The 23,908-nt window shown below is 69.8% G+C and carries 25 protein-coding genes; 11 read left to right on the top strand and 14 right to left on the bottom strand.

Going from position 1 to position 23,908, the window contains the following annotated elements; genetic code table 11:
* Positions 1-34: 34 nt before the first annotated feature.
* The 9 genes from ACFLIM_RS15395 to ACFLIM_RS15355 all read right to left on the bottom strand — a co-directional run bounded on the left by ACFLIM_RS15395 (position 35) and on the right by ACFLIM_RS15355 (position 10,709).
* The gene (locus tag ACFLIM_RS15395) at positions 35-913 is read right to left on the bottom strand and encodes a 2-hydroxy-3-oxopropionate reductase (protein WP_393165744.1); all 879 of its coding nucleotides are present in this window, start codon (positions 911-913) and stop codon (positions 35-37) included.
* The gene (locus ACFLIM_RS15390; RefSeq protein WP_393165742.1) at positions 910-1,701 is read right to left on the bottom strand and encodes a hydroxypyruvate isomerase family protein; all 792 of its coding nucleotides are present in this window, start codon (positions 1,699-1,701) and stop codon (positions 910-912) included. Before ACFLIM_RS15390 ends, ACFLIM_RS15395 begins: the two co-directional genes overlap by 4 nt.
* Complete coding sequence (locus ACFLIM_RS15385) at positions 1,698-2,384, bottom strand: GntR family transcriptional regulator (RefSeq protein WP_393165740.1); 687 nt, start codon at positions 2,382-2,384, stop codon at positions 1,698-1,700. Before ACFLIM_RS15385 ends, ACFLIM_RS15390 begins: the two co-directional genes overlap by 4 nt.
* 49 nt (positions 2,385-2,433) lie before the next feature.
* Positions 2,434-3,357, bottom strand: coding sequence for a D-2-hydroxyacid dehydrogenase (locus ACFLIM_RS15380; protein WP_393165738.1), 924 nt, complete (start codon positions 3,355-3,357; stop codon positions 2,434-2,436).
* On the bottom strand, positions 3,354-4,235 hold the full coding sequence (locus ACFLIM_RS15375; RefSeq protein WP_393165736.1) for a carbohydrate ABC transporter permease: 882 nt from the start codon (positions 4,233-4,235) through the stop codon (positions 3,354-3,356). The genes ACFLIM_RS15380 and ACFLIM_RS15375 overlap by 4 nt, the downstream gene beginning before the upstream one ends.
* Positions 4,235-5,119: a carbohydrate ABC transporter permease gene (locus ACFLIM_RS15370; protein ID WP_393165734.1), complete on the bottom strand. Its 885-nt coding sequence runs from the start codon at positions 5,117-5,119 to the stop codon at positions 4,235-4,237. Before ACFLIM_RS15370 ends, ACFLIM_RS15375 begins: the two co-directional genes overlap by 1 nt.
* 8 nt (positions 5,120-5,127) lie before the next feature.
* Complete coding sequence (locus ACFLIM_RS15365) at positions 5,128-6,414, bottom strand: ABC transporter substrate-binding protein (protein ID WP_393165732.1); 1,287 nt, start codon at positions 6,412-6,414, stop codon at positions 5,128-5,130.
* Positions 6,415-6,470: 56 nt separating this feature from the next.
* Positions 6,471-8,414, bottom strand: coding sequence for a beta-galactosidase trimerization domain-containing protein (locus ACFLIM_RS15360; RefSeq protein ID WP_393165730.1), 1,944 nt, complete (start codon positions 8,412-8,414; stop codon positions 6,471-6,473).
* A 216-nt stretch (positions 8,415-8,630) separates the two neighbouring features.
* A complete protein-coding gene (locus ACFLIM_RS15355; protein WP_393165728.1) occupies positions 8,631-10,709 on the bottom strand; it encodes a family 10 glycosylhydrolase in 2,079 nt (692 codons plus the stop codon).
* A 212-nt stretch (positions 10,710-10,921) separates the two neighbouring features.
* Here ACFLIM_RS15355 and ACFLIM_RS15350 point away from each other — a divergent pair, with 212 nt between their 5' ends.
* Both ACFLIM_RS15350 and ACFLIM_RS15345 read left to right on the top strand, forming a co-directional pair.
* Entirely contained in the window at positions 10,922-11,695 is a 774-nt protein-coding gene (locus ACFLIM_RS15350) for a hypothetical protein (RefSeq protein WP_393165726.1), read from the top strand.
* Positions 11,688-12,830, top strand: a complete 1,143-nt coding sequence (locus ACFLIM_RS15345) for a helix-turn-helix domain-containing protein (RefSeq protein ID WP_393165724.1) — start codon at positions 11,688-11,690, stop codon at positions 12,828-12,830. The genes ACFLIM_RS15350 and ACFLIM_RS15345 overlap by 8 nt, the downstream gene beginning before the upstream one ends.
* A gap of 6 nt (positions 12,831-12,836) precedes the next feature.
* On the opposite strand, the gene ACFLIM_RS15340 is transcribed toward ACFLIM_RS15345, so the two are convergent.
* Positions 12,837-13,001: a hypothetical protein gene (locus tag ACFLIM_RS15340; protein WP_393165722.1), complete on the bottom strand. Its 165-nt coding sequence runs from the start codon at positions 12,999-13,001 to the stop codon at positions 12,837-12,839.
* Positions 13,002-13,081: 80 nt separating this feature from the next.
* On the opposite strand from ACFLIM_RS15340, the gene ACFLIM_RS15335 reads away from it, so the two are divergent.
* The 7 genes from ACFLIM_RS15335 to ACFLIM_RS15305 all read left to right on the top strand — a co-directional run bounded on the left by ACFLIM_RS15335 (position 13,082) and on the right by ACFLIM_RS15305 (position 18,636).
* Positions 13,082-13,489, top strand: a complete 408-nt coding sequence (locus ACFLIM_RS15335) for a TOBE domain-containing protein (protein WP_393165720.1) — start codon at positions 13,082-13,084, stop codon at positions 13,487-13,489.
* A gap of 64 nt (positions 13,490-13,553) precedes the next feature.
* Positions 13,554-14,279 (top strand): molybdate ABC transporter substrate-binding protein, encoded by a 726-nt coding sequence (gene modA / locus ACFLIM_RS15330; RefSeq protein WP_393166196.1) that lies wholly within the window; start codon positions 13,554-13,556, stop codon positions 14,277-14,279.
* A gap of 116 nt (positions 14,280-14,395) precedes the next feature.
* A complete protein-coding gene (gene modB, locus ACFLIM_RS15325) occupies positions 14,396-15,157 on the top strand; it encodes a molybdate ABC transporter permease subunit (RefSeq protein ID WP_393165718.1) in 762 nt (253 codons plus the stop codon).
* The gene (locus ACFLIM_RS15320) at positions 15,154-16,194 is read left to right on the top strand and encodes an ABC transporter ATP-binding protein (protein WP_393165716.1); all 1,041 of its coding nucleotides are present in this window, start codon (positions 15,154-15,156) and stop codon (positions 16,192-16,194) included. The genes modB and ACFLIM_RS15320 overlap by 4 nt, the downstream gene beginning before the upstream one ends.
* Positions 16,191-16,442, top strand: coding sequence for a hypothetical protein (locus ACFLIM_RS15315; protein WP_393165714.1), 252 nt, complete (start codon positions 16,191-16,193; stop codon positions 16,440-16,442). Before ACFLIM_RS15320 ends, ACFLIM_RS15315 begins: the two co-directional genes overlap by 4 nt.
* Positions 16,443-16,462: 20 nt before the next feature.
* The gene (locus ACFLIM_RS15310; RefSeq protein ID WP_393165712.1) at positions 16,463-17,386 is read left to right on the top strand and encodes a LysR family transcriptional regulator; all 924 of its coding nucleotides are present in this window, start codon (positions 16,463-16,465) and stop codon (positions 17,384-17,386) included.
* Positions 17,387-17,475: 89 nt separating this feature from the next.
* Positions 17,476-18,636: an NAD-dependent formate dehydrogenase gene (locus ACFLIM_RS15305; protein ID WP_393165709.1), complete on the top strand. Its 1,161-nt coding sequence runs from the start codon at positions 17,476-17,478 to the stop codon at positions 18,634-18,636.
* A gap of 19 nt (positions 18,637-18,655) precedes the next feature.
* Here ACFLIM_RS15305 and ACFLIM_RS15300 read toward each other — a convergent pair whose 3' ends face one another.
* The gene (locus ACFLIM_RS15300; RefSeq protein ID WP_393165707.1) at positions 18,656-19,114 is read right to left on the bottom strand and encodes a hypothetical protein; all 459 of its coding nucleotides are present in this window, start codon (positions 19,112-19,114) and stop codon (positions 18,656-18,658) included.
* Positions 19,115-19,209: 95 nt separating this feature from the next.
* Here ACFLIM_RS15300 and ACFLIM_RS15295 point away from each other — a divergent pair, with 95 nt between their 5' ends.
* Entirely contained in the window at positions 19,210-19,401 is a 192-nt protein-coding gene (locus ACFLIM_RS15295; RefSeq protein WP_393165704.1) for a hypothetical protein, read from the top strand.
* Positions 19,402-19,462: 61 nt separating this feature from the next.
* Here the strand turns inward: ACFLIM_RS15295 and ACFLIM_RS15290 are convergent, their stop codons facing one another.
* A complete protein-coding gene (locus ACFLIM_RS15290) occupies positions 19,463-20,428 on the bottom strand; it encodes a 3-oxoacyl-ACP synthase III family protein (RefSeq protein ID WP_393165702.1) in 966 nt (321 codons plus the stop codon).
* A gap of 152 nt (positions 20,429-20,580) precedes the next feature.
* A complete protein-coding gene (locus tag ACFLIM_RS15285; protein ID WP_393165701.1) occupies positions 20,581-20,805 on the bottom strand; it encodes a hypothetical protein in 225 nt (74 codons plus the stop codon).
* Positions 20,806-21,076: 271 nt separating this feature from the next.
* Here ACFLIM_RS15285 and ACFLIM_RS15280 point away from each other — a divergent pair, with 271 nt between their 5' ends.
* A complete protein-coding gene (locus ACFLIM_RS15280) occupies positions 21,077-23,002 on the top strand; it encodes an N-acetylmuramoyl-L-alanine amidase (RefSeq protein ID WP_393165699.1) in 1,926 nt (641 codons plus the stop codon).
* Here ACFLIM_RS15280 and ACFLIM_RS15275 read toward each other — a convergent pair.
* On the bottom strand, positions 22,965-23,861 hold the full coding sequence (locus ACFLIM_RS15275) for a MurR/RpiR family transcriptional regulator (RefSeq protein ID WP_393165697.1): 897 nt from the start codon (positions 23,859-23,861) through the stop codon (positions 22,965-22,967). The two genes, ACFLIM_RS15280 and ACFLIM_RS15275, sit on opposite strands and share 38 nt — an antisense overlap.
* Positions 23,862-23,908 lie beyond the last annotated feature (47 nt).

Below are 23,908 nucleotides of genomic sequence, written 5' to 3'. Positions count from 1 at the left end.
CTTGTCGCTTAGAGTGACAAGTTTGAGGCTCTCGTTACGAGGCTTCCGAGAGGCGTTCGACGCCGCGCAGCAATGCGGAATGGTCCAGCGCGCCGTCGCCGGCCGCGTTCGCCGCCGCCACGAGCTGGGCGACCAGCGCGCCCAAGGGCAAGACGACGCCGGCCTCGCGGGCGGCAGACGTGACGATGCCCATGTCTTTGTGGTGCAGGGCGATGCGGAAGCCCGGCTCGAAGGAGTGGCTCACCATGTTGGCGCCCTTCTGCGCCAGCACGGCCGAGCCGGCCAGGCCGCCCCCGAGCACCTCCAGCGCGGCCTCCAGGTCCACCCCGTACGCCCGCACGAACACCACGGCCTCGGCCAGCGCCTCGATGTTCGCGGCCACGATGAGCTGGTTGGCCGCCTTGACCGTCTGGCCCGCGCCGCTCGGCCCGACGTGCACGACGGTTCTGCCCACCGCGTCGAAGATCGGCTTGGCGGCCTCGAAGGCGTCGCCGTCACCGCCCACCATGATCGACAGGGCCGCGTTCCTGGCGCCCGCCTCGCCGCCCGAGACGGGAGCGTCGAGGTAGCGCAGGCCGCTCCGGGCCGCCTCGGCCGCCAGCTCGCGGGTGACGTCGGGGCGGATCGAGGAGAAGTCGATGATCAGCGTGCCCGGGGCGGCGTGCGCGAACACCCCGCCGTCGCCGGTCAGCACGTCCTGTACGTCTGGCGAGTCCGGGACCATGAGGGCGACCACCTCGGCCCCCGTCACGGCGTCGTCGATCGAGCCGGCCACCCGGCCACCGGCCTCGGCCAGGGGCTTGGCCTTCTCGGGCGAGCGGTTGTAGCCGGTCACGCGGTGCCCGGCCCTGACCAGGTGCACGGCCATGGGGCTGCCCATGATGCCGAGGCCGATGAAGGCGATGCTGGTCACGTTGTTCCTCCACGTTGCTCGCGCGGCAGCCAGTCGAAGGCGCCGGGGCCCTCGGAGCGGTATTCGAGGCCGATATATCCGTCATATCCGGCGGCGTACACGTCGTCGATCCACTGCCGGATCGGCAACGTGCCCTCGCCGGGCGCGCCCCTGCCAGGGGCGTCGGCGATCTGTACGTGGGCGATGCGCCCGGCGTGCCGCTCGATGACGGAGGGCACGTCGTCGCCGTTGGTCGCCAGGTGGTAGAAGTCGGCCAGCAGCCCCACATTGGGCACGTCGCCCAGCCGGTCGAGCACGGCCACGGCGTCGTCGGCCGTCAGCAGCGGGTAGCGCGGCGCGCCGCTGACCGGCTCCAGCAACACGGTCCCCTCGACGCCTCGGGCGCAGGCCGCCAGCAGCTCGACGGCCAGGTCGTCCTGCTCCTTGGCCTCGACGCCGTCCACCCGGTTGCCGTAGAGGGCGTTGAAGGCCCGGCAGCCGAGCCGCTGCCCGATGGCCGCCACCACGGGGATGTTGTCGAGCAGCTCACGCGAGCGCGCGGGCCACGACACCAGGCCGCGGTCGCCGCCCGGCATGTCGCCGGCGAAGAAGTTGAGCCCCGTCAGCCGCACCCCGGCGTCCTCGACGGCGCGTACGAACGCGTCCACGTCCCGGTCGTCAGGCACCGCCACCGGCCACGGCCACCAGAACTCGACCGCCGAGAACCCGTCGGCCGCCGCCGCGGCGGGTCGCTCCAGCAGGGGCAGGTCCGTGTAGAGGATCGAGCAGTTGACCGTCCACTTCGTCACGTATGTGCCCCTTCTGACTGTTCGCGGCGCAGTTGGCTGACCAGGCGGCCCTGGGCCTGGTCGAGGTGGTGGGCGAGGCGCTGCTGCGCCCGCTCGGGATCGCCGTCGCCGATCGCCTTGAGGATGTCGTCGTGCTCGTGCACCACGTTCATCGGATGTGTCGTGCGGTGGGCCTGGAACTGGCCCATCGTGAGGTGCACCTCCCCGAGGATCACCTCGTGCATCCGCGACAACCGGCGGCTCCCGACGGCGGCGACCAGCGCGGAGTGGAAGGCGATGTCGGCCTCCACCTGGCTGGCGAACGCCATGTCGCCGGCCGCCGCCTTCATCGCCGCCTGGGCGCGCACCGCGGCCGGGGGCACGGTCGCCGTACGGGCCAGCGCCGCGACCGCGGCCCGCTCGACGGTCTCGCGGCTGAAGTAGAGGTCACGGATCTCCGCCTCGTCCAGCTTCGGCACGACGGCGGTCTTGTGGGTGGTGCGGCGCAACAATCCGAGCGCGGTGAGCCGCTCCAGGCACGCCTTGGCGGTGGGACGCGCGACACTGTATTCGTTGGCGATGCGGATCTCGGTGAGCTTCTCCCCCGGGGCGATCTCACCGTTGACGATGCGCTTGCGGACCGACTCGTAGAGCGCTTCCGTCAGAGACGACGGTCCGAGAGTGAAGCTGGTTTGACCGTCCACAAATCTCCTCCCGACAGCGCCGAAATGCTAGACAAGTATACAGGCGTACTCAGTACCCGGCCGACTTGTCGACGACGTTGCGCAGCGGCTCGCCGCGAGCGAATCTGCCCAGGTTGTCCAGCAGGATGTCGAATCCCCTGCGGGCCGTCTCCCTCGTGGTGGCGCCGTTGTGAGGGGTGACGATGACGTTCGGCAGCTCCCAGAACGGACTGTCCGCGGGCAGCGGCTCCACCCCGTGCGCGTCCAGCCCGGCTCCCGCGATCTCGCCCCGCCGCAGCGCGTCGAGCAGGGCGGCGTCGTCGGCGATCCCGCCGCGCGAGACGCAGACGAAGCACGCCGTACGCTTCATCGCCGCGAACGCCTTCCGGTCGAACCGCCCGGCAGTGGCATTGGTGAGCGGTGCGGTGACAACGACGAAGTCGGACTCGGCCAGGAAACGCGGGAAGTCGTCCTGGTCGAACAGCTCGTCCACGCCCGCCGCGGGCCGCCCGGTCCTGCGCAGGCCGAGCACCCGCATGTGGAACGCCCTGGCCTTGGCCGCCAGGTCGAGCCCGGCGTGACCCAGGCCGTACAGGCCGATGGTCTTTTCCGCCAGCTCGCCGTGCACGTGGCGGTCCCAGCGGTGCTCCGACTGGGCGCGCAGCCAGCGCGGCGCGTCCCTGTTGAGCATGAGCGTGAGCAACATCGCGTGCTCGGCCAGCGGGATCGCGCCGTTGCCCGTCGAGGACGTGAGCGTGACGTCGCTGTTCAGCAGCCCTTCCGACAGGACGGCGTCCACGCCCGCGACCGGGCTGTGCACCCACCGCAACCTGGCCGCCCTGGCCAGCAGCGGGTCGGGCACGTGGCCGACGACCGCGTCCGCGAGCTCGATCCCGTCGAGGTCCGCCGAGAACTCGACGCGCGTCGCCGGGGCCGCCGCGCGGATCCGTTGGCGGGCGAGCTCGTCGTAGGCGCCGGTGATGATGATCCTCATTTGAGCCCCGTGGTGGCGATGCCGCGGATGAGCTGCTTCTGGGCGATGGCGAAGAAGATGAGCACCGGCAGCAGCGACACGAGCGACATCGCGAACAACATGCCCACCCCGCTCTGCGTCTCGGAGTCGACCATGGAGTTGAGCGCCACCGGCACCGTGAACATCTTCGGCGACGTGAGGTAGATGAGGGGCACGAAGAAGTCGTTCCAGGTCCAGATGAAGGTGAAGATCGTGGTGGTCACGAGCGCGGGCCGCATGAGCGGCAGGATCACGTACCAGAAGGTGCGGAACGGGCCCGAGCCGTCGATCCAGGCCGCGCGGTCGAGATCGCGCGGGATGGTCCTGATGAACTGCACCATCAGATAGATGAAGAACACGTCGGTGGCCAGGAACTTCGGGATGAGCAGCGGATAGTACGTGTTCACCAGGTCGAGCTGCGAGAAGAAGATGTACTGCGGGATCACCAGCACGTGCATCGGCAACATCACCGACACGAGCGTGATCGCGAGATACACCTTGCGCATCCTGAACTCCAGCCTGGCCAGCGCGAACGCGGTCAGGGAGCAGGAGAAGAGGTTCCCGACGATGGAGCCGGCCGTCACGACCAGCGAGTTGAGGAAGAACACGGTGAACGGGCGGTTGAGCGCGTTCCAGCCCTCGACGAAGTTGTCGAAGGTGATCTCGCTGGGGATGAGCCCCGTCTCGGTAAGGATCAGGTGGTCGGGCTTGAGGGAGCTGACGATCATCCAGACCAGCGGATAGAGCATCAGCAGCACGAACGCGCCGAGGCCGAGGTGCTTGAGCAGGTCACGCCGACCGCGCCGGCGCACGGCCGCCCTGGAATGGGTACGCGTGGAGTCGAGGGTCGCGGTCGTCATCAGTCGTCTCCGTAGAAGACCCAGTATTTCGACAGGACGAAGTGCACGGCCGTCACCAGGCCGATCGCGATCATCAGCACCCAGGCCAGCGCGGAGGCGTAGCCCATGTCGAAGTTCGTGAATCCCTGCTGGTAGATGTAGAGCGTGTAGAACAGCGTGGAGTTGGCCGGGCCGCCGGTGCCGCCGCTGACGACGTGGGCCTGGGTGAAGGTCTGGAACGCGCCGATCGTCTGCAGGATCAGGTTGAAGAAGATGATCGGGGTGAGCAGCGGGATCGTGACGCGGGTGAACTGGCGGACGATTCCGGCGCCGTCCACCTTGGCGGCCTCGTACAGCTCCTCGGGGATCTGGCGGAGCCCGGCGAGGAAGATGACCATCGGGGAGCCGAACGTCCACACGTTCAGGACGATCAGCGTCGAGAGGGACAGGCTCGGGTTCTGCAGCCAGCTGCCCAGCTCCAGGCCGAAGAGCGACAGCGCCCGGTCGATCAGGCCGTCGTCGCCGAAGATCTGCCGCCACAGGATCGCCACCGCCACGCTCGTGCCGAGCAGCGAGGGCAGGTAGAAGGCGCTGCGGTAGAAGGCCAGGCCGCGCAGACCCCGGTCGAGGATCAGGGCGAGCAGCAGCGCGAAGCCGAGTTGCAGCGGGATGGAGATCAGGACGTAGATCAGGGTGACCTTGACGGCGGCCCAGAAGTAGCCGTCCTGGAACATGCGGTGGAAGTTCTCCAGGCCGTTGAACTCCGGCGTGCTGAGGATGTTGTAGTCGGTGAAGGCCAGGTAGAGGGATGCGAGCAGCGGCACGGCCGTGACCAGCACGAGCCCGAGCCACCAGGGGATGAGGAAGACGTGCGCGGCCCCGCCCTGACGATGGAGTTTCGACACGCGAGCTCCTAGCGGGTCCGCGCGATGCCGGCCTGGACCTCGTCCAGGAAGCGTTTCGAGCCGTCGGCCGTGCTCACCCGGCCGAGCGCGATCTCCTCGGCCACCCTGGCCATGGCCGTGCGCCAGGTGCTGGTGCCCGGCGGTGCCTCGAAGCGGGGCTTGCGCTCGGCCTCGCGGGCGGCCTGCACGACGGTGAGCATCTCCTTCTCGTCCTGGCCGGCGAATTCGTACGACTGCTGGAACACCTTGGGGTTGACCGGCGCGCCCATGGTCAACCCGACGGTCTTGATCATCGCCACGTTGTTGGTGTTGTAGTTGACAACCTTGCCGGCCGCCGCCAGCTTGTCGTCGTCGATGCCCTGATATATCGCCATCCGGGGGTAGTAGAGGTACTGGTGCCCGGCCTGGGCCCCGGGTGCGACGGGCATGGCCCGCAGCTTGAAGCGGTAGTCGGGGAACATCTTCGCGTCGTCGATGATGTGGTTGGAGTTGCCCACCTTGGCCAGCGTCTTCTTGCCGACCAGCGCCCAGTCCGGGCCCATGCCTTCCTGCTCGCTGAGCGTCAGCACGGCCCCCGCCTTGAGGAGCTTGTCCCACCAGTCGAACCAGGCGCGCGTGCTGTCGAGGGTGAAGCCGGCCTTGCCGTCCTCGGTCCACAACTGCTCGCCGCGCTGGCGCAACCAGGCCTCGAACTGCATGTCCGCGTCGGGCTCGTACGGCATGCCCTTGCGCTTGTTCGGGTTGTTCTTGGCGTAGTCGATGAGGAAGGCCGCCCAGGCGTCCCAGTCGGCGTCGGCGGGCGGGAGGTCGACGTCGTCTTCCTTGGCGAAGGTCTCGTTGTAGCGGATGACGGGGATGAAGATACCGAACGGCATGGTGTTGAGCTCCCCGCCGAGCTTGAACGACTCCAGGTCCTGCTTGGAGTAGTCGGCCAGGCTCAGGCTCGGGATGTCGTCGAGGCGGCGGTAGAGCTTGCTCTTGTGGTACGTGAGCACCTGTGCCGAGGCGATCCAGAAGATGTCGGCCACGTCGCGGGCGGCCATCTGCGTGGTCATGCGCTCCTGGAAGGCGGTGTACTCGGCGAACTCCGGCTCGATCAGGATGCCCGGGTTCTTGGCGCTGAACTCCTTGAGCGCCTTCGTGTAGTTCTGCTGCCGGATGTTGTTGCCCCACCAGGCGTACCGCAGTGCGGTGCCGCCGCCGCTCTCGGAGCCGCCGCCGCACGCCGAGAGGCCCGCGCCCAGCGCTCCCGCCGCCGCCAGCTTCAGGAATCCCCGCCGATCGAGTCCGCTCATCACTGTTCTCCCGTCGTTCTCACAGGGGACCGGCTACCCCGGTGATGACCTAGTGTTCATTTGTCAGACGAGATCGTCAATAGGTCATGAATACTTGTTTGACAATGTGGCACGACTAGCACCTCATACAGACCGATCTCCGGCAGGCGCACGCGGTCGCCGTCCCTCTCCAGGGGGCGCCCGGCGCGCAGGGCGTATACCTCGCCAGGGCTCGAAAGCGTGATCCAGGACTCGCCGATCGGCAGCGGGCGGCGGAAGCGCTGGTCGGCGTCGCCCGAGCGGTTGAGCAGGTGGATCACGTGTGCGTCGGCGGAACGGGTGGGGACGATCTCCACCTGTTCCGGCAGGCCGGTCTCGATTGCGAGGTCCCCCGCGGCCTCCAGTGCCCGGTTCACGAACAGGTCGCGGTGTGCGCTCAGCCCGGTCTCCCGGTAGCCGCGGCCGACCGTCCACGGCATCAGCACGCCCCTGCCCTGGCCGTAAGGGGCGCTCAGCCAGCCGGGGTGGCCGGTGTCGTGGTGGCCGTGGCACTTCTCCGGAGGGCCGTACCTGGCTCTGGACAGCGCGAACACGCCCTTCCTGGCTCCCTGCGCCGCTTCGACCACGTGGAAGGCGCCGATCACCGGCAACATGCCGGTGTCGCCGCGCAGATGGAGCGACCTCGTGGACTCCTCGGTCTCCCAGCTCGCCAGGCGGCGGGCCGCGGGCAGGCAGGCGAGTTGCGTCCGGTCCGCGTCGAACCCGGTCGAGCCGGTCGCCAGCACCGTCCCGCCCGCCTCCGCGTAGGCGTCCAGTACCTCGGGGGCCTGGAGCGGCCCGAGGTCCGGGAGGACGATGAGCCGATAACGGGACAGGCCGACCATCGGCAGCTTGTCCTCGGGCAACACGTCGAACGGGACGTGCCGCTCCAGCAGCGCCAGGTACAGCCCTTGGAACTCGGCCTTGGCGGCCTCGGGCCTGACCAGTAGCGTGCGCGCCTCGGAGGCGAGGTCCCGGTAGACACCCGCGTGGTCGCGGTGGAAGCGGGTGATCTCGCCGGCGATCTCCAGGCACTCGTACGGGCTGTCGTCGGGCGTCCCCATGATGTATGTGGACGGGATCGCCCCCCGCGAGATCGCCTGGATCAGGTACTGGGCGAAGTGGTACGGCTCCTCCCCCGCCATCCGGTACGGCATGTCCACGAACCCCACCGAGTTGACCAGCACCGGAACGTCCGGCCGGTACGACTTGGCCGCACTGACGTGCTCGCTGGTCCGGTGGTGCCACAGGGGCCGGCCGACGGCGTTGTTCGCCTCGTGGAAGACGATGTCGGCCTGCTCGCCCAGGATCAGCGCCGCCTCGGGCCGCCTCCCGGCGATCTCGGCCCTGATCCTGGCGTTGAGGTCCGCCAGCGTCTCGTTCGCGAAGCGCCGCCACCGCGGGTAGCCGGGCGAGTCCCGGCCCTCGGGGAGCGGGTCGCCGAAGCGGCGGGCGCAGGCCAGGCAGTGGCACGCCCCCCAGTAGCGCCGGCTGTAGTCGACCTCGTTGAACGACATCCAGTTGAGGAAGAAGCCGTCGATCTCGTACCGGTCGAGCACCTCGCCGATCACCTCGAACAGCTTGACCTGGTAGTAGTCGCCGCTCGGGCATACGCTGGTCAGCCCGTTGTAGACCTGCGGCTCGCCGCCGGGACTGACGAAGCACCACTCGGGATGCTCCTCGGCCCGCCGATGATCGATCTTGGAGAAGTCCATGCGGGCCAGCACGCGTACGCCCCTGCGCCTGGCCGCGGTGACCGCGTCGCCGATCAGGTCGCCGGACGGCCGTTCGGCCAGCCTCGGGTTGCGGGTCTGGAAGCCCAGGTCGGTCGGGTAGTTGGCGAGGATGCCACCGACGCTGATCAGCCACGCGTTGGCGCCGAACTCCTCCAGATAGTCCAGCACCCGTTCCACGTCGAGCCCCGCGTCCACCTCGCGGAGGTTGGTCTGGAACATCCGGAAGGGCTCACGCCACCAGCTCATAGCCTCACTCCGTGAGGCGCGCTCGGTCGCCATACGCCGCTGCCTTCCCCCGCTCTGGTCGCTACGCTCCCGCCGCTCCTCCAGGCGACGGCACTCCCTCGCCTGCTCATGGCCTCACTCCGTGAGGCGCGCTCGGTCGCCATACGCCGCTGCCTTCCCCCGCTCTGGTCGCTACGCTCCCGCCGCTCCTCCAGGCGACGGCACTCCCTCGCGGGCTCATGACCGCTCCCAGGTGAGGTGCACGACCTCGATGAGCCCCACGCCCGCCAGCCCGACCTCCACCCGGCCGTCGCGGACCACCGTCTCGGCCTCGGTCTCCGCGACCAGCAGCCGGGCCTTGGCGTTCCGCACGCCGGGCGGCAGGGCGACCGTGACCGTCTGCGGGGGCAGCGGGAGGGTCTCCCTGATGGCGCCGCGCATGGTCATCGGGTTGGTGAGGTTCACGACGGTCACCGCGACACCGTCCTCGTCGCGCCGTACGGCGAGATCGGCCAGGCCGGGGCCTTGGACGGTCGCCTCGGGCTCGCCGCCGAGCGCCCACCGCACCGCGTTGGCGATCAACCGGCCGTGGTCGGCCTGGAGCGCCTCCCAGAAGATCGCGCCGAGGTCGAACGGGAAGTAGACGACCCGCCCCGGGTCCTGCCTGGTGATGACCGCGGGGGCGTCCGGTTCCTGCCGGGCGTACAGCTCCTCCATCGGCAGGTCGGGAAAGTCGGGCACGAACCGGAACGGCACCTCCGTGCCCTCGCGAGCCTCGACCCGCAACAACCGGGTGCCGCCGATGATCCGCTTGGCGCCGCCGAAGCCCGCGTTCACGGGGTGCTCCTGGGTCAGGGCGATGTAGTTGTTCTTCACCGGCCCCCTGGTGGGCTCGACCAGGTCCACGCCCAGCACGTCGGCGAGGCCGAGGCCGTCGCGCGGCTCGCCGTGCTCGTCGTACAGGGAGGACTGGTGCGCGGCCACCAGGCCGCCGCCCGCGGCGACGTACTCGCGGATCACCTGGCACTGCGCGTCGCTGAGCTGCTCGGCGTTGGCCAGCACCAGCACCTTGTACGGCCGCAGCCGCGCCGCGGACAACGCCTGGTCGGCCACCAGGTCGAACGGGATCCGCGCCTCGACCAGCGCCTGGTAGAACCCATCCTCGTCAGGGAAGGTGTGCGCGGCCCCGGCCCGCAGTTGCCCGGCCCGGTGCGGATCGAGCAGCGCCACCTCCGCGCTGACCGGCATCCCGGCCAGCACCGGCTCCAGCCGAGCGTGCAGGTTGAACGCCTCCACGACCGCCGGAACCCACCGTGGATCCGAGACCGTGGCGTTGAACTTCGTGAACCACGGGAACGCACCCTGCGCGAACCCGTCCACGATCCACGTCTTCACCTCCTCCGGCGGGGCCACCGCGTCCTTCCACCGGTGCTGGTGGTGCTCGGGGCCGACGGAGGCGATGAGCCCGACCGGCCGGTCGGGGAACAGGCCGCGGCTGCGCTTGGCCACCCGCCCGGCCACCCACGGCGCCTCGGTCCCGGAACGCCCCTGCTTGTCCACCACGAACATCGGATAAACCCGCCGCACCAGCTCCGGCTCCAGGTCCCGGGCCGCGAACGCGCCCAGGTTGGGGATGAACCGCGCGTGCGGCCGCACGTCCTTGACCGCCGTGTCCCAGATCGCGACCAGCTCGCTGAGCTTGCGCCGCCGCCAGGCCACGTACGCGGGCCAGGCCGGATCGGACGGGTCGTGCTCGCGTTTGGGCAGCTCGAACCCGGTGTCGTCACGGAAGGAGCGCCGCGCCGCCTCGCTGTAGGACATGCCGTAGTAGCCCTCCCACCGGTTGGCGAAGATGGCGTCCACGTCGTACTCGCGGACGATCTCGCGCGCCACCTCGGTGATGAACTCGCGGTGGTAGCCGGTGAAGGCGCAGGTCAACCAGATGCCGGGGTACGACCAGTGCTCGATGGGCGCCCCCTGCGCGTCGCATGCCAGCCATTCGGGATGCGCCCTGGCGGCGTCGGCGTGCACCGCGTGCGGATCCACTCGTGCCATGACGTGCATGCCCAATCCCCTGGCGGCCTCCACGAGGGTGCCGAAGGGGTCCGTGTCCGCCAGGTAGGTGCTGCGATGGTGGAACGGGATGCGGGTCGGGTAGTAGGCGATGTAGCCGCCCGCGCTGAGGCAGACCGCGTTCGACCTGCTGTCACGCATCACCGAGGTCCAGAAGTCGACATCGAGATGTGCCGGGTCGTCCTCGGCCAGAGTGAGCTGCGTCCAGCGGGTCGCCGTTCTGGGCCAGTCGGAAGTTCGCATCGCGACACACACCTCTCGTCAGGCTTATTGTCAGACGAGAAATATTGTCATACAAGAATGCAAGAGTGACAAGACTTGGAGCTGATGCTTTGAGCTGGGGACACGCCCATGGGGATAGGTGGCTGTGTGAAGCCGTGGCGGGTCTATGATGTTGGAAACTGAAGCGGCGCCGGCCTCTGGTCGCCGCCGGGCAAAGCGTTCGGAGGTCGCGCATGCTGGTGTCGCAGTGGGCTCACGACACGTTCGGGCAGCGCGTGCCACTCATCAGACAGGGCGTCGCGGAGGCGCTGTCGGTCGCGCTGGAAAACGCCCGCGACGCGCAGAAGGTGGCGCAGACCGATCACCTGCACCCGTTCGGGTTCACGCTCATGTCGCGCAAGTTCGAGGCGCTGGCCGAGGCGTTCGAGGACATGGGGGACGTGCAGGTCGTCAAGCCCGGCGGGTCGCAACACGAGCTGGTGGTGGTGGACGGCAAGCTGCTGTTCCCGTTCCGCTACGCCAAGGACCGCTCCTTGAGCGTGATGAGCGCCCGCATCGGCGACGGCCGGCCGTCCGCGCTGGTGCAGGCGCTGTTCAACCGGTTCGGGCCCGAGCCGAGGATGCGGCAGCTCGCCCTGCACGACGTCGCACCGCACGTGGCTCCGGTGGCCGAGGCGCTGGCCGACCTGCCCGAGGACACCAGCCTGGTGCTGATCGCCTACGCCTGCAACGCGCACGCCGGGCTGCTCGACGCCTGGTGGGGCGAGGCCGAGCTGCTGGATCGCACCGGCAGCCTCCGCTGGCACCACTGCGAGGAGATCCCCCTGGCGAAGGAGGCTTCCGCCGCCTACTCCTCGACGTTGTCGATCACGTTCGACCAGGGTGACATGCCCACGCCGGCGCTCAACACCCGCACCGGCGCCGAGCGCCTCACCACGCCTGTCAGCGAGGCCGCACCGGCTGACGGAGCCGCTTCGACCAGGGCAGAAGCCGCGAGCGGTGAATAGCTTCAAGACAGGCGCGCTGACCCCGCAGGCCGTCGCCGACGCCTTCGACGCCACCCGCCTCACCCAGGCCCGCCACCTGGCCGCGCTCACCAAGAAGGAGGTGGCCGAGCACCTCGGCGTCTCCCCCGCCGCCGTCGGCCAGTACGAATCCGGCGTCACCCGCCCCCGGCCCGACCTGCTCCCGCTGCTGGCCGAGGTGCTGGCGGTGCCGATGGCGTTCTTCCTGCCCGGCCGCCCGCACGGCAAGCTCGACGGCTCCATGGCGCATTTCCGCAGCCTGCGCTCCACCCGCGCCTACCAGCGCGCCAAGGCCGTGGCCTTCGTCGAGCAGGTGTGGGAGCTGACCTACGCCCTGGAGAAGCGGATCCAGCTCCCCCTCGTCGACCTGCCCGGTTTCGCCGGCGGCGAGATGCACTCCGCGTTGCCGCGCGACCCGGCGGGCGCCGCCCGGGCCCTGCGCGCCCACTGGGAGCTGGGCACCGGCCCGATCAGCCACCTCGTACGCCACATGGAGGCGCACGGCATCGTCGTGGCCTTCCCCCGCCACGACCCCGACGCGGTCACCGTGGACGCCTTCTCCACCTCCAGCCTGCCCCGGCCGATCGTCGTGCTGACCCCCAACCGGTTCGACGACATCTACCGCCACCGCTTCACCGCCGCCCACGAGCTGGGCCACCTGGTCCTGCACGGCGACACCGCCGCCGGAGACACCCACCAGGAGCGCGAGGCCGACGCCTTCGCCGCCGAGTTCCTCACCCCCCGCGACAGCATCCTGCCGGACCTGCCCCTGCGCGCCGACCTGCGCAAATTGGCCGAGCTGCGGCAGACGTGGGGCGTGTCGGTCGACTCGCTGCTCTACCGGTGCCGCGAGACCGGGCTGCTGTCCGACTCCGCCGCCGGCCGCGCCTACCAGCGCCTCAACGCCCTGCGCGACCAGCCCGGCTTCACCAACGAGCCCGTCTCCGGCTACCCGGGCGAGCAACCGGTCCTGCTGGCCCACGCCTTCGACCTGGCCACCCGGGAGAGCGACCTGACCGCCGCCGCCCTGGCCCAGGAGCTGGCCTGGCCGATCACCCGCGTACGCGAGCTCATCGGCCTGCCCGACCAGCGCCCTTCGCTGAGACTCGTCCTTTAGCTTCCTTCATCCGCCCAGTAGGGTCAGCGCCGCCGGCAGGCCGAGCACGGCGAACCCGCCGGCGACGACGAAGGCCGCGCCGTCTTCGCCACGCCCTTGAGTGAGCCGTGTCGCTGCCAGGACGAACGTGGTGGCCTGATGGCGGTGAGAGGGCTCTTTCGCAGATGCCATGATGTGCGGATATATCAGGCCGCTGCTGCAGGGAGAAGTGGGTATTCAGGCTGGAATGTGCGAAGGGTATGGTGATGCTTGTGACGACGTTTCGGATCAGCGAGGCCGCGGCTCTGCTCGGGGTCAGCTCCGACACCGTTCGCCGGTGGGTGGATTCCGGGCGGCTGGCCGCCGAGCGGGACGAGCACGGTCACCGGCAGGTGGACGGCGCCGAGCTGGCCGCCTTCGCCCGGTCCCAGATCGAGGACGCCGACGGCGGCCGTTCCTCGGCGCGTAACCGCTTTCGCGGGATCGTGACCGAGGTGATCAAGGACGCGGTGATGGCGCAGGTGGAGATCGCCGCGGGGCCGTACCGGGTGGTGTCGCTGATGAGCCGGCAGGCCGCCGACGAGCTGGGTCTGGAGGCGGGGGTGGTGGCGGTCGCGGTGATCAAGTCGACCAACGTCGTCGTGGAGGTTTCCGACCACGTACGCGTGGCCAGCCCGTAAGGAGTCCCCCTTGGTGTTCGGTCGTCTTTTCCGGTGGGCTGTCGCAGTGCCCGTCGTGATCGTAATGCTGTCCGGCTGCGGCTCTGGGCAGCCCGCCACGTCCGCTTCGAGTGCCGGGGTCAAGGAGGTGACGGTGTTCGCCGCCGCGTCTTTGACCGGTACGTTCACCGAGCTCGGCAAGGCCTTCGAGGCGGCGCATCCCGGCACGACGGTCAAGTTCAACTTCGGCTCCAGCGCGACCTTGGCGCAGCAGCTCGTCCAAGGGGCTCCGGCCGATGTGTTCGCGGCGGCCAGCCCGGCCACCATGAAGACCGTCACCGATGCCTCGCTGGCGAGTGCACCCACCACGTTCTTGCGCAACAAGCTGCAGATCGCGGTGCCGGTCGACAATCCGGCGAAGGTCGATGAACTGAAGGATCTGGCCGATGCGAAGGTGAAGGTGGCGTTGTGCGCTGAGCAGGTGCCTTGCGGTGCCGCCGCGGTCAAGGCGCTGGACGCGGCCGGGCTCAAGGTCACGCCGGTCACCTTGGAGCAGGATGTCAAGGCCACGCTGACCAAGGTCGAGTTGGGGGAGGTGGACGCGGCGTTGGTGTACAAGACCGATGTGATCGCTTCGGCGGGCAAGGTCACCGGGATCGCCTTTCCGGAGGCGGACAAGGCGATCAACGACTACCCGATCGCCACGCTGGCCAAGGCTCCGGCTGGTGATCTGGCCGGGCAGTTCGTGGAGCTGGTGTTGTCGCAGCAGGGCAAGGACGTGTTGACCAAGGCCGGGTTCGAGGTGCCCTGACGCGTATGAGCTCCTCGGCATCGAACGGTTTCGACCATCCTGGCGCGCAGGGTGGGGCACCCGCGCCCGGTCCGGACGTCGGTCGGTCCGGTGCGGTTGCCGGGCGGTTGCCCTGGATGCTGGTGCTGCCTGCCTTGCTCGGGCTGGCGTTCCTGGTGTTGCCGCTGGCGGGGCTGCTGATCCGGGCCCCGTGGGCGACGTTGCTGGTGCGGCTGGCCGAGCCGCAGGTGCTGGAGGCGTTGCGCCTGTCGTTGGTGTGCGCCACCGTCGCGACCGCCCTGTGCCTGTTGCTCGGGGTGCCGCTGGCGTGGTTGCTGGCGCGGGTGTCGTTTCCCGGGCGGCGGGTGGTGCGCGCCCTGGTCACCGTTCCGCTGGTGTTGCCTCCGGTCGTGGGCGGTGTGGCGTTGCTGCTGGTGCTGGGGCGGCGCGGGCTGGTCGGGCAGTGGCTGGAGTCGGCGTTCGGGATCACGCTGCCGTTCACCACGGCGGGCGTCGTGGTCGCCGAGGCGTTCGTGGCGATGCCGTTCCTGGTGATCAGCGTGGAGGGTGCGTTGCGGGCGGCCGACGAGCGGTTGGAGGAGGCGGCGGCCACGCTGGGCGCCTCGCGCTGGACGGTCTTCCGCCGCGTCACGCTGCCGCTGGTCATGCCGGGGGTGGTGGCGGGGGCGGTGTTGTGCTGGGCGCGGGCGCTTGGGGAGTTCGGGGCCACGATCACCTTCGCCGGGAACTTCCCGGGCACCACCCGCACCATGCCGCTGGCGGTCTACCTGGCGTTGGAGACCGAGCCGGAGGCGGCCATCGTGCTCAGCCTCGTCCTGCTGGCCGTCTCGGTGATCATCCTGGCCAGCCTGCGTGATCGGTGGGTGACCAGCCCATGAACCCTCCCGGGCTGCGTGCTCGCCTGGTCGTCAGCCGGCCGGGCTTCACCTTGGACATCGACTTCGAGGTCGCCCCGGGCGAGGTGGTGGCGTTGCTCGGTCCCAACGGCGCGGGCAAGACCACCGCGCTCCGCGTCCTGGCCGGGCTCACCGCGCTGTCCCAGGGCGAGATCATCCTGGATGGCCGTCCGCTGCACACCCAGGCGGCCGAGCAGCGTCCTGTCGGCATGGTGTTCCAGGACTACCTGCTCTTCCCGCACCTGTCCGCCCTGGACAACGTGGCCTTCGGGCCGCGTTGCCATGGCGTATCGAAGGCCGAGGCCCGGCGCATAGCCGCCGAGCTGCTGGAGCGGGTCGGGCTGGCCGGTCATGTCACCGCCAAGCCCCGGCGGTTGTCGGGCGGGCAGGCGCAGCGGGTCGCCCTGGCGCGGGCGCTGGCCGTACGGCCCAAGCTCCTGCTGCTGGACGAGCCGCTGGCCGCGCTGGACGCCCATACCCGGCTGGAGATCCGTTCGCAGCTGCGCCGCCATCTGGCCGACTTCGACGGCGCCACCGTGCTGGTCACCCACGATCCGCTGGATGCGATGGTGCTGGCCGATCGGCTGGTCGTCATCGAGCACGGGACGATCGTCCAGCAGGGCAGCCCGGCCGAGGTGGCCCGGCGGCCGCGTACCGACTATGTCGCCCGGCTGGTCGGGCTCAACCTGTATCGGGGGCACGCCGACGGGCAGCGGGTCAAGGTGGGTGAGCTGATGTTCAGCACGATCGAGCAGCTCGACGGGCCGGCGTTCGTGGCCTTCCGGCCCGCCGCCGTCGCGCTCTACCGCTCCCGGCCCGACGGCAGCCCGCGCAACCTGTGGCAGGCCACGATCGAGGGCATCGAACGGCACGGCGACAACGTCCGCGTCCACCTCGACGGCCCGATCACCGCATTCGTGGACATCACCCCGGCCGCCCTCGCCGACCTCGACCTGACCCCGGGCCAACACATCTGGGCCTCGGTCAAGGCCACCGAAACCCACGCGTACCCGGCATGAGCACCGACCCGCATGAATGCAACGCCATCTGCCTGGGTGGTCCGTGCCACGGGCTGCTCACCCACATCGACCAGGACATCGGCATTCTCACCATCCCGGTCCCGTGCCGCTCACCGTCCGACGCCGCCGCCGGCGCCCGCTACCGCATCACCCGCGAACGCATCCGCTACCACGGCCGGCCCGCCCCCTACATCGCCCTGCGCTGGGCCGATCCGCGCCCTGGCCCCATCTGCGAGGATCACCAGTAGCACCTATAGCCACGAAACGGGTGACCCGAGTGTTGTTGCGGGAGCTGGAATACCTGGTCGCGCTGGCCAGGGAGCAGCACTTCGCGCGCGCGGCGGCGGCCTGTCACGTGTCCCAGCCGTCGTTGTCGGCCGGGATCCGCAGGCTGGAGCGGGACCTGGGCGTGCCGCTGGTCCGGCGGGGCGGCCGGTTCGCCGGCCTCACCCTGGAGGGCGAGCGCGTGTTGCCGTGGGCGCACCGGATCCTGGCCGACTGCGAGGCGATGCGCCAGGACCTGACCAGGATGCGCGAAGGGCTGACGGGCACGTTGCGGGTGGGCGCCATCCCCACCGCGCTGGTCGCGGCCTCGCTGCTGACCACGCCGTTCTGCGAGCGCCATCCGCACGTACGGGTCAGCCTCACCTCCCTGTCGTCCCAGGAGATCCGCCGGCAGCTGGCCGAGTTCGAGATCGACGCGGCGCTGACGTACCTCGACGATCCCGGGGACGGCCGGCCGCTATACGAGGAGCGTTACCTGCTGCTCACCCCCGACGACGGCGAGCTGGCCGATCGTGACGTGGCCCGCTGGGCCGAGGTCGCCGCGCTGCCGCTGTGCCTGCTCAGTCCCCAGATGCGCAACCGCAGGATCCTGGACGGGCTGTTCGCGCAGTCGGGCGCGGTGGCGGTGCCGGCCATCGAGACCGACACCGTCTCGGCCCTGTTCGCGCACGTCGCCACGCACCGCTGGTCCAGTGTGATCGCGCATGCGTGGCTGCCGATGTTCGGGGTGCCGGCCGGGATGCGGGTGATCCGGATGGAACGCCCGTACCAGGCGCCGCGGGTCGGGCTGGTGCTGCCGGGGCGCACCCCCGAGCCGGTGCTGGCCCGCGCCCTGATGGAGGTCGCCCGCGATCTCGACCTGCGCCACGCGCTGGACCGGGTGCTGAGCGACCACCTGCGCGCATAGGCGGCGGCTATCGGGCCATAGGGACTCGCGCTTTGCCATCACTTCGCCACGCGCGGAAGGTGAGAGCATCACCGAAAGGACATCAGGACATGGCGAAGATCCTTTGTGTGCTCTACGACGACCCCGTCGACGGCTACCCCGCCTCCTACGCCCGCGACGGCCTGCCGGTCCTGGACCGCTACCCCGGCGGCCAGTCCCTGCCCACGCCCGAGGCCATCGACTTCACCCCCGGGCACCTGCTCGGCAGCGTCTCCGGCGAGCTGGGCCTGCGCCGCTTCCTGGAGGAGCGCGGCCACACGCTGGTGGTCACCTCCGACAAGGACGGCGACGGCTCGGCCTTCGACCGCGAGCTGGCCGACGCGGACGTGGTCATCTCGCAGCCGTTCTGGCCCGCGTACCTGACCGCCGAGCGCATCGCCCGCGCGCCCCAGCTCAAGCTGGCGATCACCGCGGGCATCGGCTCCGACCACGTGGACCTGGACGCCGCCATCGCGCACGGGGTCACCGTCGCCGAGGTCACGTACTGCAACAGCATCAGCGTCGCCGAGCACGTGGTCATGATGATCCTGTCGCTGGTACGCGACTACCTGCCGGCCCACCAGTGGGTGCTGGACGGTGGCTGGAACATCGCCGACAGCGTGCGCCGCTCGTACGACCTGGAAGGCATGCACGTCGGCACCGTGGCCGCCGGACGGATCGGGCTGGCCGTGTTGCGCCGGCTCAAGCCGTTCGACGTGCACCTGCACTACACCGACCGGCACCGCCTGCCCGCCGAGGTCGAACAGGAGCTCGGCCTCACCTTCCACCCCACCGCCGCCGACATGGCGCCGCACTGCGACGTGGTGACGATCAACGCGCCGCTGCACCCGGAGACGGAGAACCTGTTCGACGACGAGCTGATCGCGACGATGAAGCGGGGCGCGTACCTGATCAACACGGCCCGCGCCCGCATCGCCGACCGCGACGCGGTGGTACGGGCGCTGGAAAGCGGGCAACTGGCCGGGTATGCCGGCGACGTCTGGTTCCCCCAGCCCGCTCCCGCCGACCATCCCTGGCGCACCATGCCCCACCACGGCATGACCCCGCACATCTCCGGCTCGTCGTTGTCGGCCCAGGCCCGCTACGCCGCCGGCACCCGGGAGATCCTCGAAGCCTGGCTGGCGGGTAAGCCCATCCGCGACGAATACCTGATCGTCCACGACAAGGCGCTGGCGGGCACCGGAGCACGCTCGTACTCCACGCGCTCCTGACCTGGGACGATCACGTCGGCTAGGGGGTCAGGCCGGTGTACTGGCCGATTCTCGACTTGACCGGGACGTTCACCCGCAGGGGCTCGAAACCGCGGAACGAGAAGGTCATCGGCACCGTGTTGCCGCGTATGCCGGTGACCGTGCCGATGGGCTTGTTCCCGGTGCCGACCGGCCGGTTTGGCGGCAGGGTGACGGGGCCTGCCAGCTGTACGGAGCCGCCGCCGTCGACGGTGACCTGTTCGAGCCGGGTCGGCTGGTTGCCGGTGTTGATCAGCACGGCGTACAGGTGCTGTTGCGGGGCGGGCGAGGCCGGGTCCGTGCCGCTCAGGAGGAACGCGTTGCGCAGGTGCAGCACTCCTCCGAGGTCGGCGTTGGCCCCGTCGTTCTGCGGCAGCGTCAGAGCGGGGTAGGTGGCCGCTGCCGCGCAACCGGTGGCGGCCATGGCCACGACGATCACGGCAAGGATGGTGCGACGCATCGCCGTGCCTCCTCTCGGCGCCCAACGTTGCCCGCCCTGCTACCCGCGAACGCCCCCCTGAACCCAGCCCGACCGGAAGCGCGTGCGGATGGACTGTGGGCGGTGGGCGTGCGACGCTCGGGCGGTGTCGGACCCACCGGCGCTACCCGATCGACTTCCAGCCGTTCACCCCCGGCGACCTGGACGCCCGGCTCACCGAGGCCGGCCTCGCCGTCGCGGGCTCCACGTACCGCCAGGACCGCCAGCGGTACGCCGTCGCGGCCACCAATCGGAGCCCGCTCAGCTGATGCCGAGGACGGCCTTGCCGGCCCGCCACTCCCCGCCTTGATCGTCCCGCGGAAGGGCCGATCACCAGCGGAGCAGCACGATCCCCGCGCTGACGCCGCCGGCCACCCCCACCAGGGCGACCAGGTCGCCGCGCTGGACACGGCCGGACTCGACCGCCTGGTGCAGCTGCGCCGGGATCGTGGACGCGACGAGGTTGCCGTGCTCGGCGATCGTGTGCACGACCCTGTCATGCGGTATCCCGGCCAGGTCGCAGAAGGCGTGCAGGGACGGCAGGGACGGCTGGTGCAGGCAGATCGCGGCCAAGTCCTGCCAGTCGAGCCCACGCTCGGCCAGCGGTTGCCGCAGGAGGGACAGATCGAGCTTGCGTACGCCGGTGGCAAGGTCCATGGAATCGCCCGGCGTGATCGCTTCCCGCCAGTGGGCGGAGTTCGCGCAGAACCGGTGGCCCAGCACCCCCGGGACCGCACTGGCCTGCAGCAGCATGGCCGTTCCCGAGTCGGAGACGGTGTAGGAGGGGATCGCGGCCGTGAAGTCCTCCTCCGACTCCACCTGCCAGCGCATGGCCGGGGTGGCGACTTCCCCGCACACGACGAGGATCGTGCGGTGGCGGCCGGCCGTGATGAGCGTGTCGGCCAGCTCGACCGCGTTCAGCACGCTGTTGGCGGCGTTGCGCACGTCGAACACCGGGCAGCCGGCGCCCAGCTCGGCGGCTACCAGGTGCGCGGTGGCGGGCTCGACGGCGTCGAGGGTCACCCCCGCGAAGATGATCAGGTCGATGGCCGGCGCCGCGTGCCCGATCCGCTCCAGCAGCGTACGCGCGGCGGCCGCGGCCAGGCCGGCGGCCGTCTGGCCGGCGGCGGCCACATGCCGCCGCCGAACCCCGCTGACCTGCTCGATGCCCCCTCGGGGAATGCGGGTGCCGGGATTGCGATCGGCCAGCGCGGCTTCCAGCTCGGGCGTGGTCACGCTCTGCTCGGGCAGGTGGACGGCCACTCCGGCCACGTGGGCGTACCGCCGCGATGCCATGTGCCGTCCCCCTCTTGATCGGCTGCTGCTCAGGATAGGAACGGGAAAGATCCCGTACGCCACGCGAACCGCTGGACCGCGACCGAGTTGCCCGGCTCTTGACCTTGCCCCGGCTCCCCTTCGGCGGGCCTGGCCGCTGAGAGCGGACGCCGTCAGACCACTCCCCAGACCGGGAGGCCGTCGAAGCGGCCTCCGAAGCATCTCAGGTGCGTCTGACTACTCGAGTCCGGCAAGACCACGCCGTCCGAGAGCGTGCAGGCCAGAATCGTGACCTTCTCGTCCTTCTCGATTTCGTTGGCCGAGGCCGGGCCGGCGGCGGCAATCGGCAGCGCGACGGCGGCGGACGCGAAGGCGAGTATGGCGATAAGACGGCTCATGACACCGCTCCAATCACTCTAAGTAACAGTTCGCTACGTAGAGTTACCTTCGGTCTATTGTCCGAAACACGCCAGGGGTGCGGCTTTGGAAGACTTGACCTTGGCCAGGCCGGATCTGATCATGGCGCGCCGAAGATCCCGGCTCGCCCTCCGCCCGGCTGTTTGCCGGCGTGTTAAGGAGTGAAAAATACCTTCGCAAAGATCTCGCCTGCGAAGGAAAATGTTGAGACGCTGAGCTGCAGCACGCACCCCCAGCCCCAAGGAGCGGTTCATGCGCAGACTGCTGGCGATCTCCCTCATCGCCGTTCTGCCCTTAGCCAACACCACAGCCGGCACCGCCGCGGCCCAAGCCCAAGAACCCCCGGATCGGCAACAGGCCTTCGCGGCCGCCGCTCAGGAGTTCCAGGTGCCCGAGAGTGTGTTGCTCGGCGTCTCCTACCTCGAGTCCCGGTGGGACGCACACGCCGGTCAGCCGTCCAGTGATGCCGGGTTCGGCCCCATGCACCTCACCGACGCCGCCGCCTTCTCCTCGTCCAACCATCACAGTGAGGGCGAAGAGGACGCCCGCGGTGACGACAGCCGGCCCCTGTCGGCCCCTAGCGCCCAACCTGCCCCCACTGACATCCCGGGCTCGCTCCGTACCATGGAGAAGGCCGCTGAGCTCACCGGGGAGAGTCGCGAGCGGCTCCGTACGGACGACGCCGCCAACATCCGCGGCGGTGCGGCCCTGCTGGCCGACTACCAGAAGGCGCTCGGTGCGCCACTGAGTGACAATCCCGGCGAATGGTACGGCGCGGTCGCCAAATACTCCGGCGCCGAGGAGTCCGGTGCGGCCAAGTTCTTCGCCGACGAGGTCTTCGCGACGATCAAGGGCGGCGCGGAGCGGGTGACGGACGACGGGCAGCAGGTCAAGCTGCCGGCGGTACCGGGGCTGGCGAAGATCGAGAAGTGGCTCCAGAAGCTCGGCCTGCGGCCCACTCGTCCCGACGGTGTGGAATGTCCGGCCTCGATCTCGTGTGAGTGGATCCCGGCGGCCTACCAGAAACTCCCGGGGAACGACTACGGTCACTACGACCTGGCGAACCGGCCGGTCAGCCAGAAGATCGACTACATCATCATTCACGACATGGAGGGATATTTCCTGCCCTCCATCGGCCTCAACCAGGACCCCAACTACGGCGCGAGCTGGCAGTACTCCGTACGCGCCTCTGACGGCCACATAGCCCAGCACATCAAGAGCAAGGACGTAGGCTGGCAGGCCGGCAACTGGTACATCAACGCCAAGTCCATCGGCATCGAGCACGAGGGCTTCCTGGCGGAGGGCGGCACCTGGTACACGGAGGCGATGTACCGCTCCTCGGCCCGCCTGGTCCGCTACCTGGCGCTCAGGCACGGCGTGCCGCTGGACCGCGCCCACATCCTGGGCCACGACAACGTGCCCGGCACCCTGCCGACGACGGTCAGGGGCATGCACGAGGACCCGGGCCCGTTCTGGGACTGGGCGCACTACTTCCAGCTGATGGGCGCCCCGCTGCACCAGTTCGGCGGCCCCAGATCCGAATCGATCATGATAAATCCGGACTTCGCCACGAATAAGCCGTACTTCTACGGCTGCGACCGCGCGAACCCGGAAGCCGCCTGCCCGCCGCTCCCCTCCGGCACCGTCTGGCTCCGCACCGAGCCCCGCGCCGACGCCCCGCTGGTCAAGGACATCGGCAAGCACCCGACGGGCGACTCCCTCTACAGCGTGTACGACCACAGCGCCAGAGCCGGCACCGGCCAGCGCTTCGCCGTAGCGGACCGCCAGGGCGACTGGACGGCCATCTGGTACCTCGGCCAGAAAGCCTGGTTCCACAACCCGGCCGGCGCCCCCACCGCCGTCCCGTCCATGGGCCTGGTGGTGACCCCGAAGCCGGGCAAGACCACCATCCCGGTGTACGGCAGGGCGTACCCGGAGCAGGAGGCCTACCCGGAAGGCATCCCGTACCAGACGGTGACCCCGCTCCAGTACACGTTCTCGGCCGGTGAGAAATACACCCTCGCGGGCGCCGCGGCCACCGAGTACTACCGGGCGGTCACGTTCAACCTGGAGGACCACAAGGTGGTGAAGGGGAAGACGAAGTACCTGGAGATCCAGTTCGGCCACCGCGTGATGTTCGTCAAGGCTGACGACGTGCGGGTGACGTTCTCCGGGTGAACTCCTTGACGGCCCGCCTGGTGCTCGCGAGCGCCTCCTGAGAGGAGTCGAACGTCCGCTGGGCGACGCCGACGAAGATGCAGTCGACGACGAGGAGCTGGCTGATCCTGCTGGCCAGGGCGCCGGGACGGAACTCCGTCTCGCGCCCCGCGGAGATCAGCACGTGTTCGGCCAGCTCCGCGATCGAGGACCGCGGATTGTTGGTGATGGCCACGGTCGTGGCCCCCGCCTCCTTGGCCCGGGTGAGCGGCTCGATCACATCGGGCGTCTCTCCGGAGGTGCTGATCCCGATGGCCACGTCCCCGGGCCTCAGCAACACGGCGCTGGTTAAAGCCAGATGAGCGTCCGCGAACGCGTGGCTGGACAGCCCGATTCTCAACAGCTTCTGCGCCACGTCCTCGGCGACGAGCCCCGAAGCGCTCACCCCGTAGGCGTCGATCCGCCGAGCGCCCACGATGGCGTCGACCACGAGCCCGAGCCGCTCGGAGGTCAACTGGGCCACCGTGTCGTTGATGGCCTCGGACTCGGCCCTGGCCACCTTCTGGATGACCTCCGACAGCGGATCGTCAGGCGCGAGATCTCCGGGCACCAGCCGGTCCGGCTGCGCCGCGGCCGCCGCCAGAGCCAGCCGGAGCTGCGGATACCCCGCGAACCCGAGCAACCGGGCGGTACGCACGATCGTGGCCTCGCTGGTGCCTGAGGCGGCGGAGAGCTCCGTGATGGTGCTCCTGGCCACCGTCGCGGGGTCTTCCAGGATGAGCCGGGCAACGGTCTGGGCGGCGGGCGTCAGGGACGGCAGCACACCTCGGACCGTGGCCACCAGAGTGTCGGCCCGCAGGCCGTTGCCGCTGTCGTCCACCCCCCGATTATGCCGCAACGTTTACTTTGCGAGCTTTGCCGCGATGG

The sequence above is a fragment of the Nonomuraea marmarensis genome (assembly GCF_043197025.1).
Classification (GTDB): Bacteria; Actinomycetota; Actinomycetes; order Streptosporangiales; family Streptosporangiaceae; genus Nonomuraea; species Nonomuraea marmarensis.
Note: the sequence above shows the minus strand (reverse complement) of the source record. Positions and strands in the feature narration are given on the sequence as shown.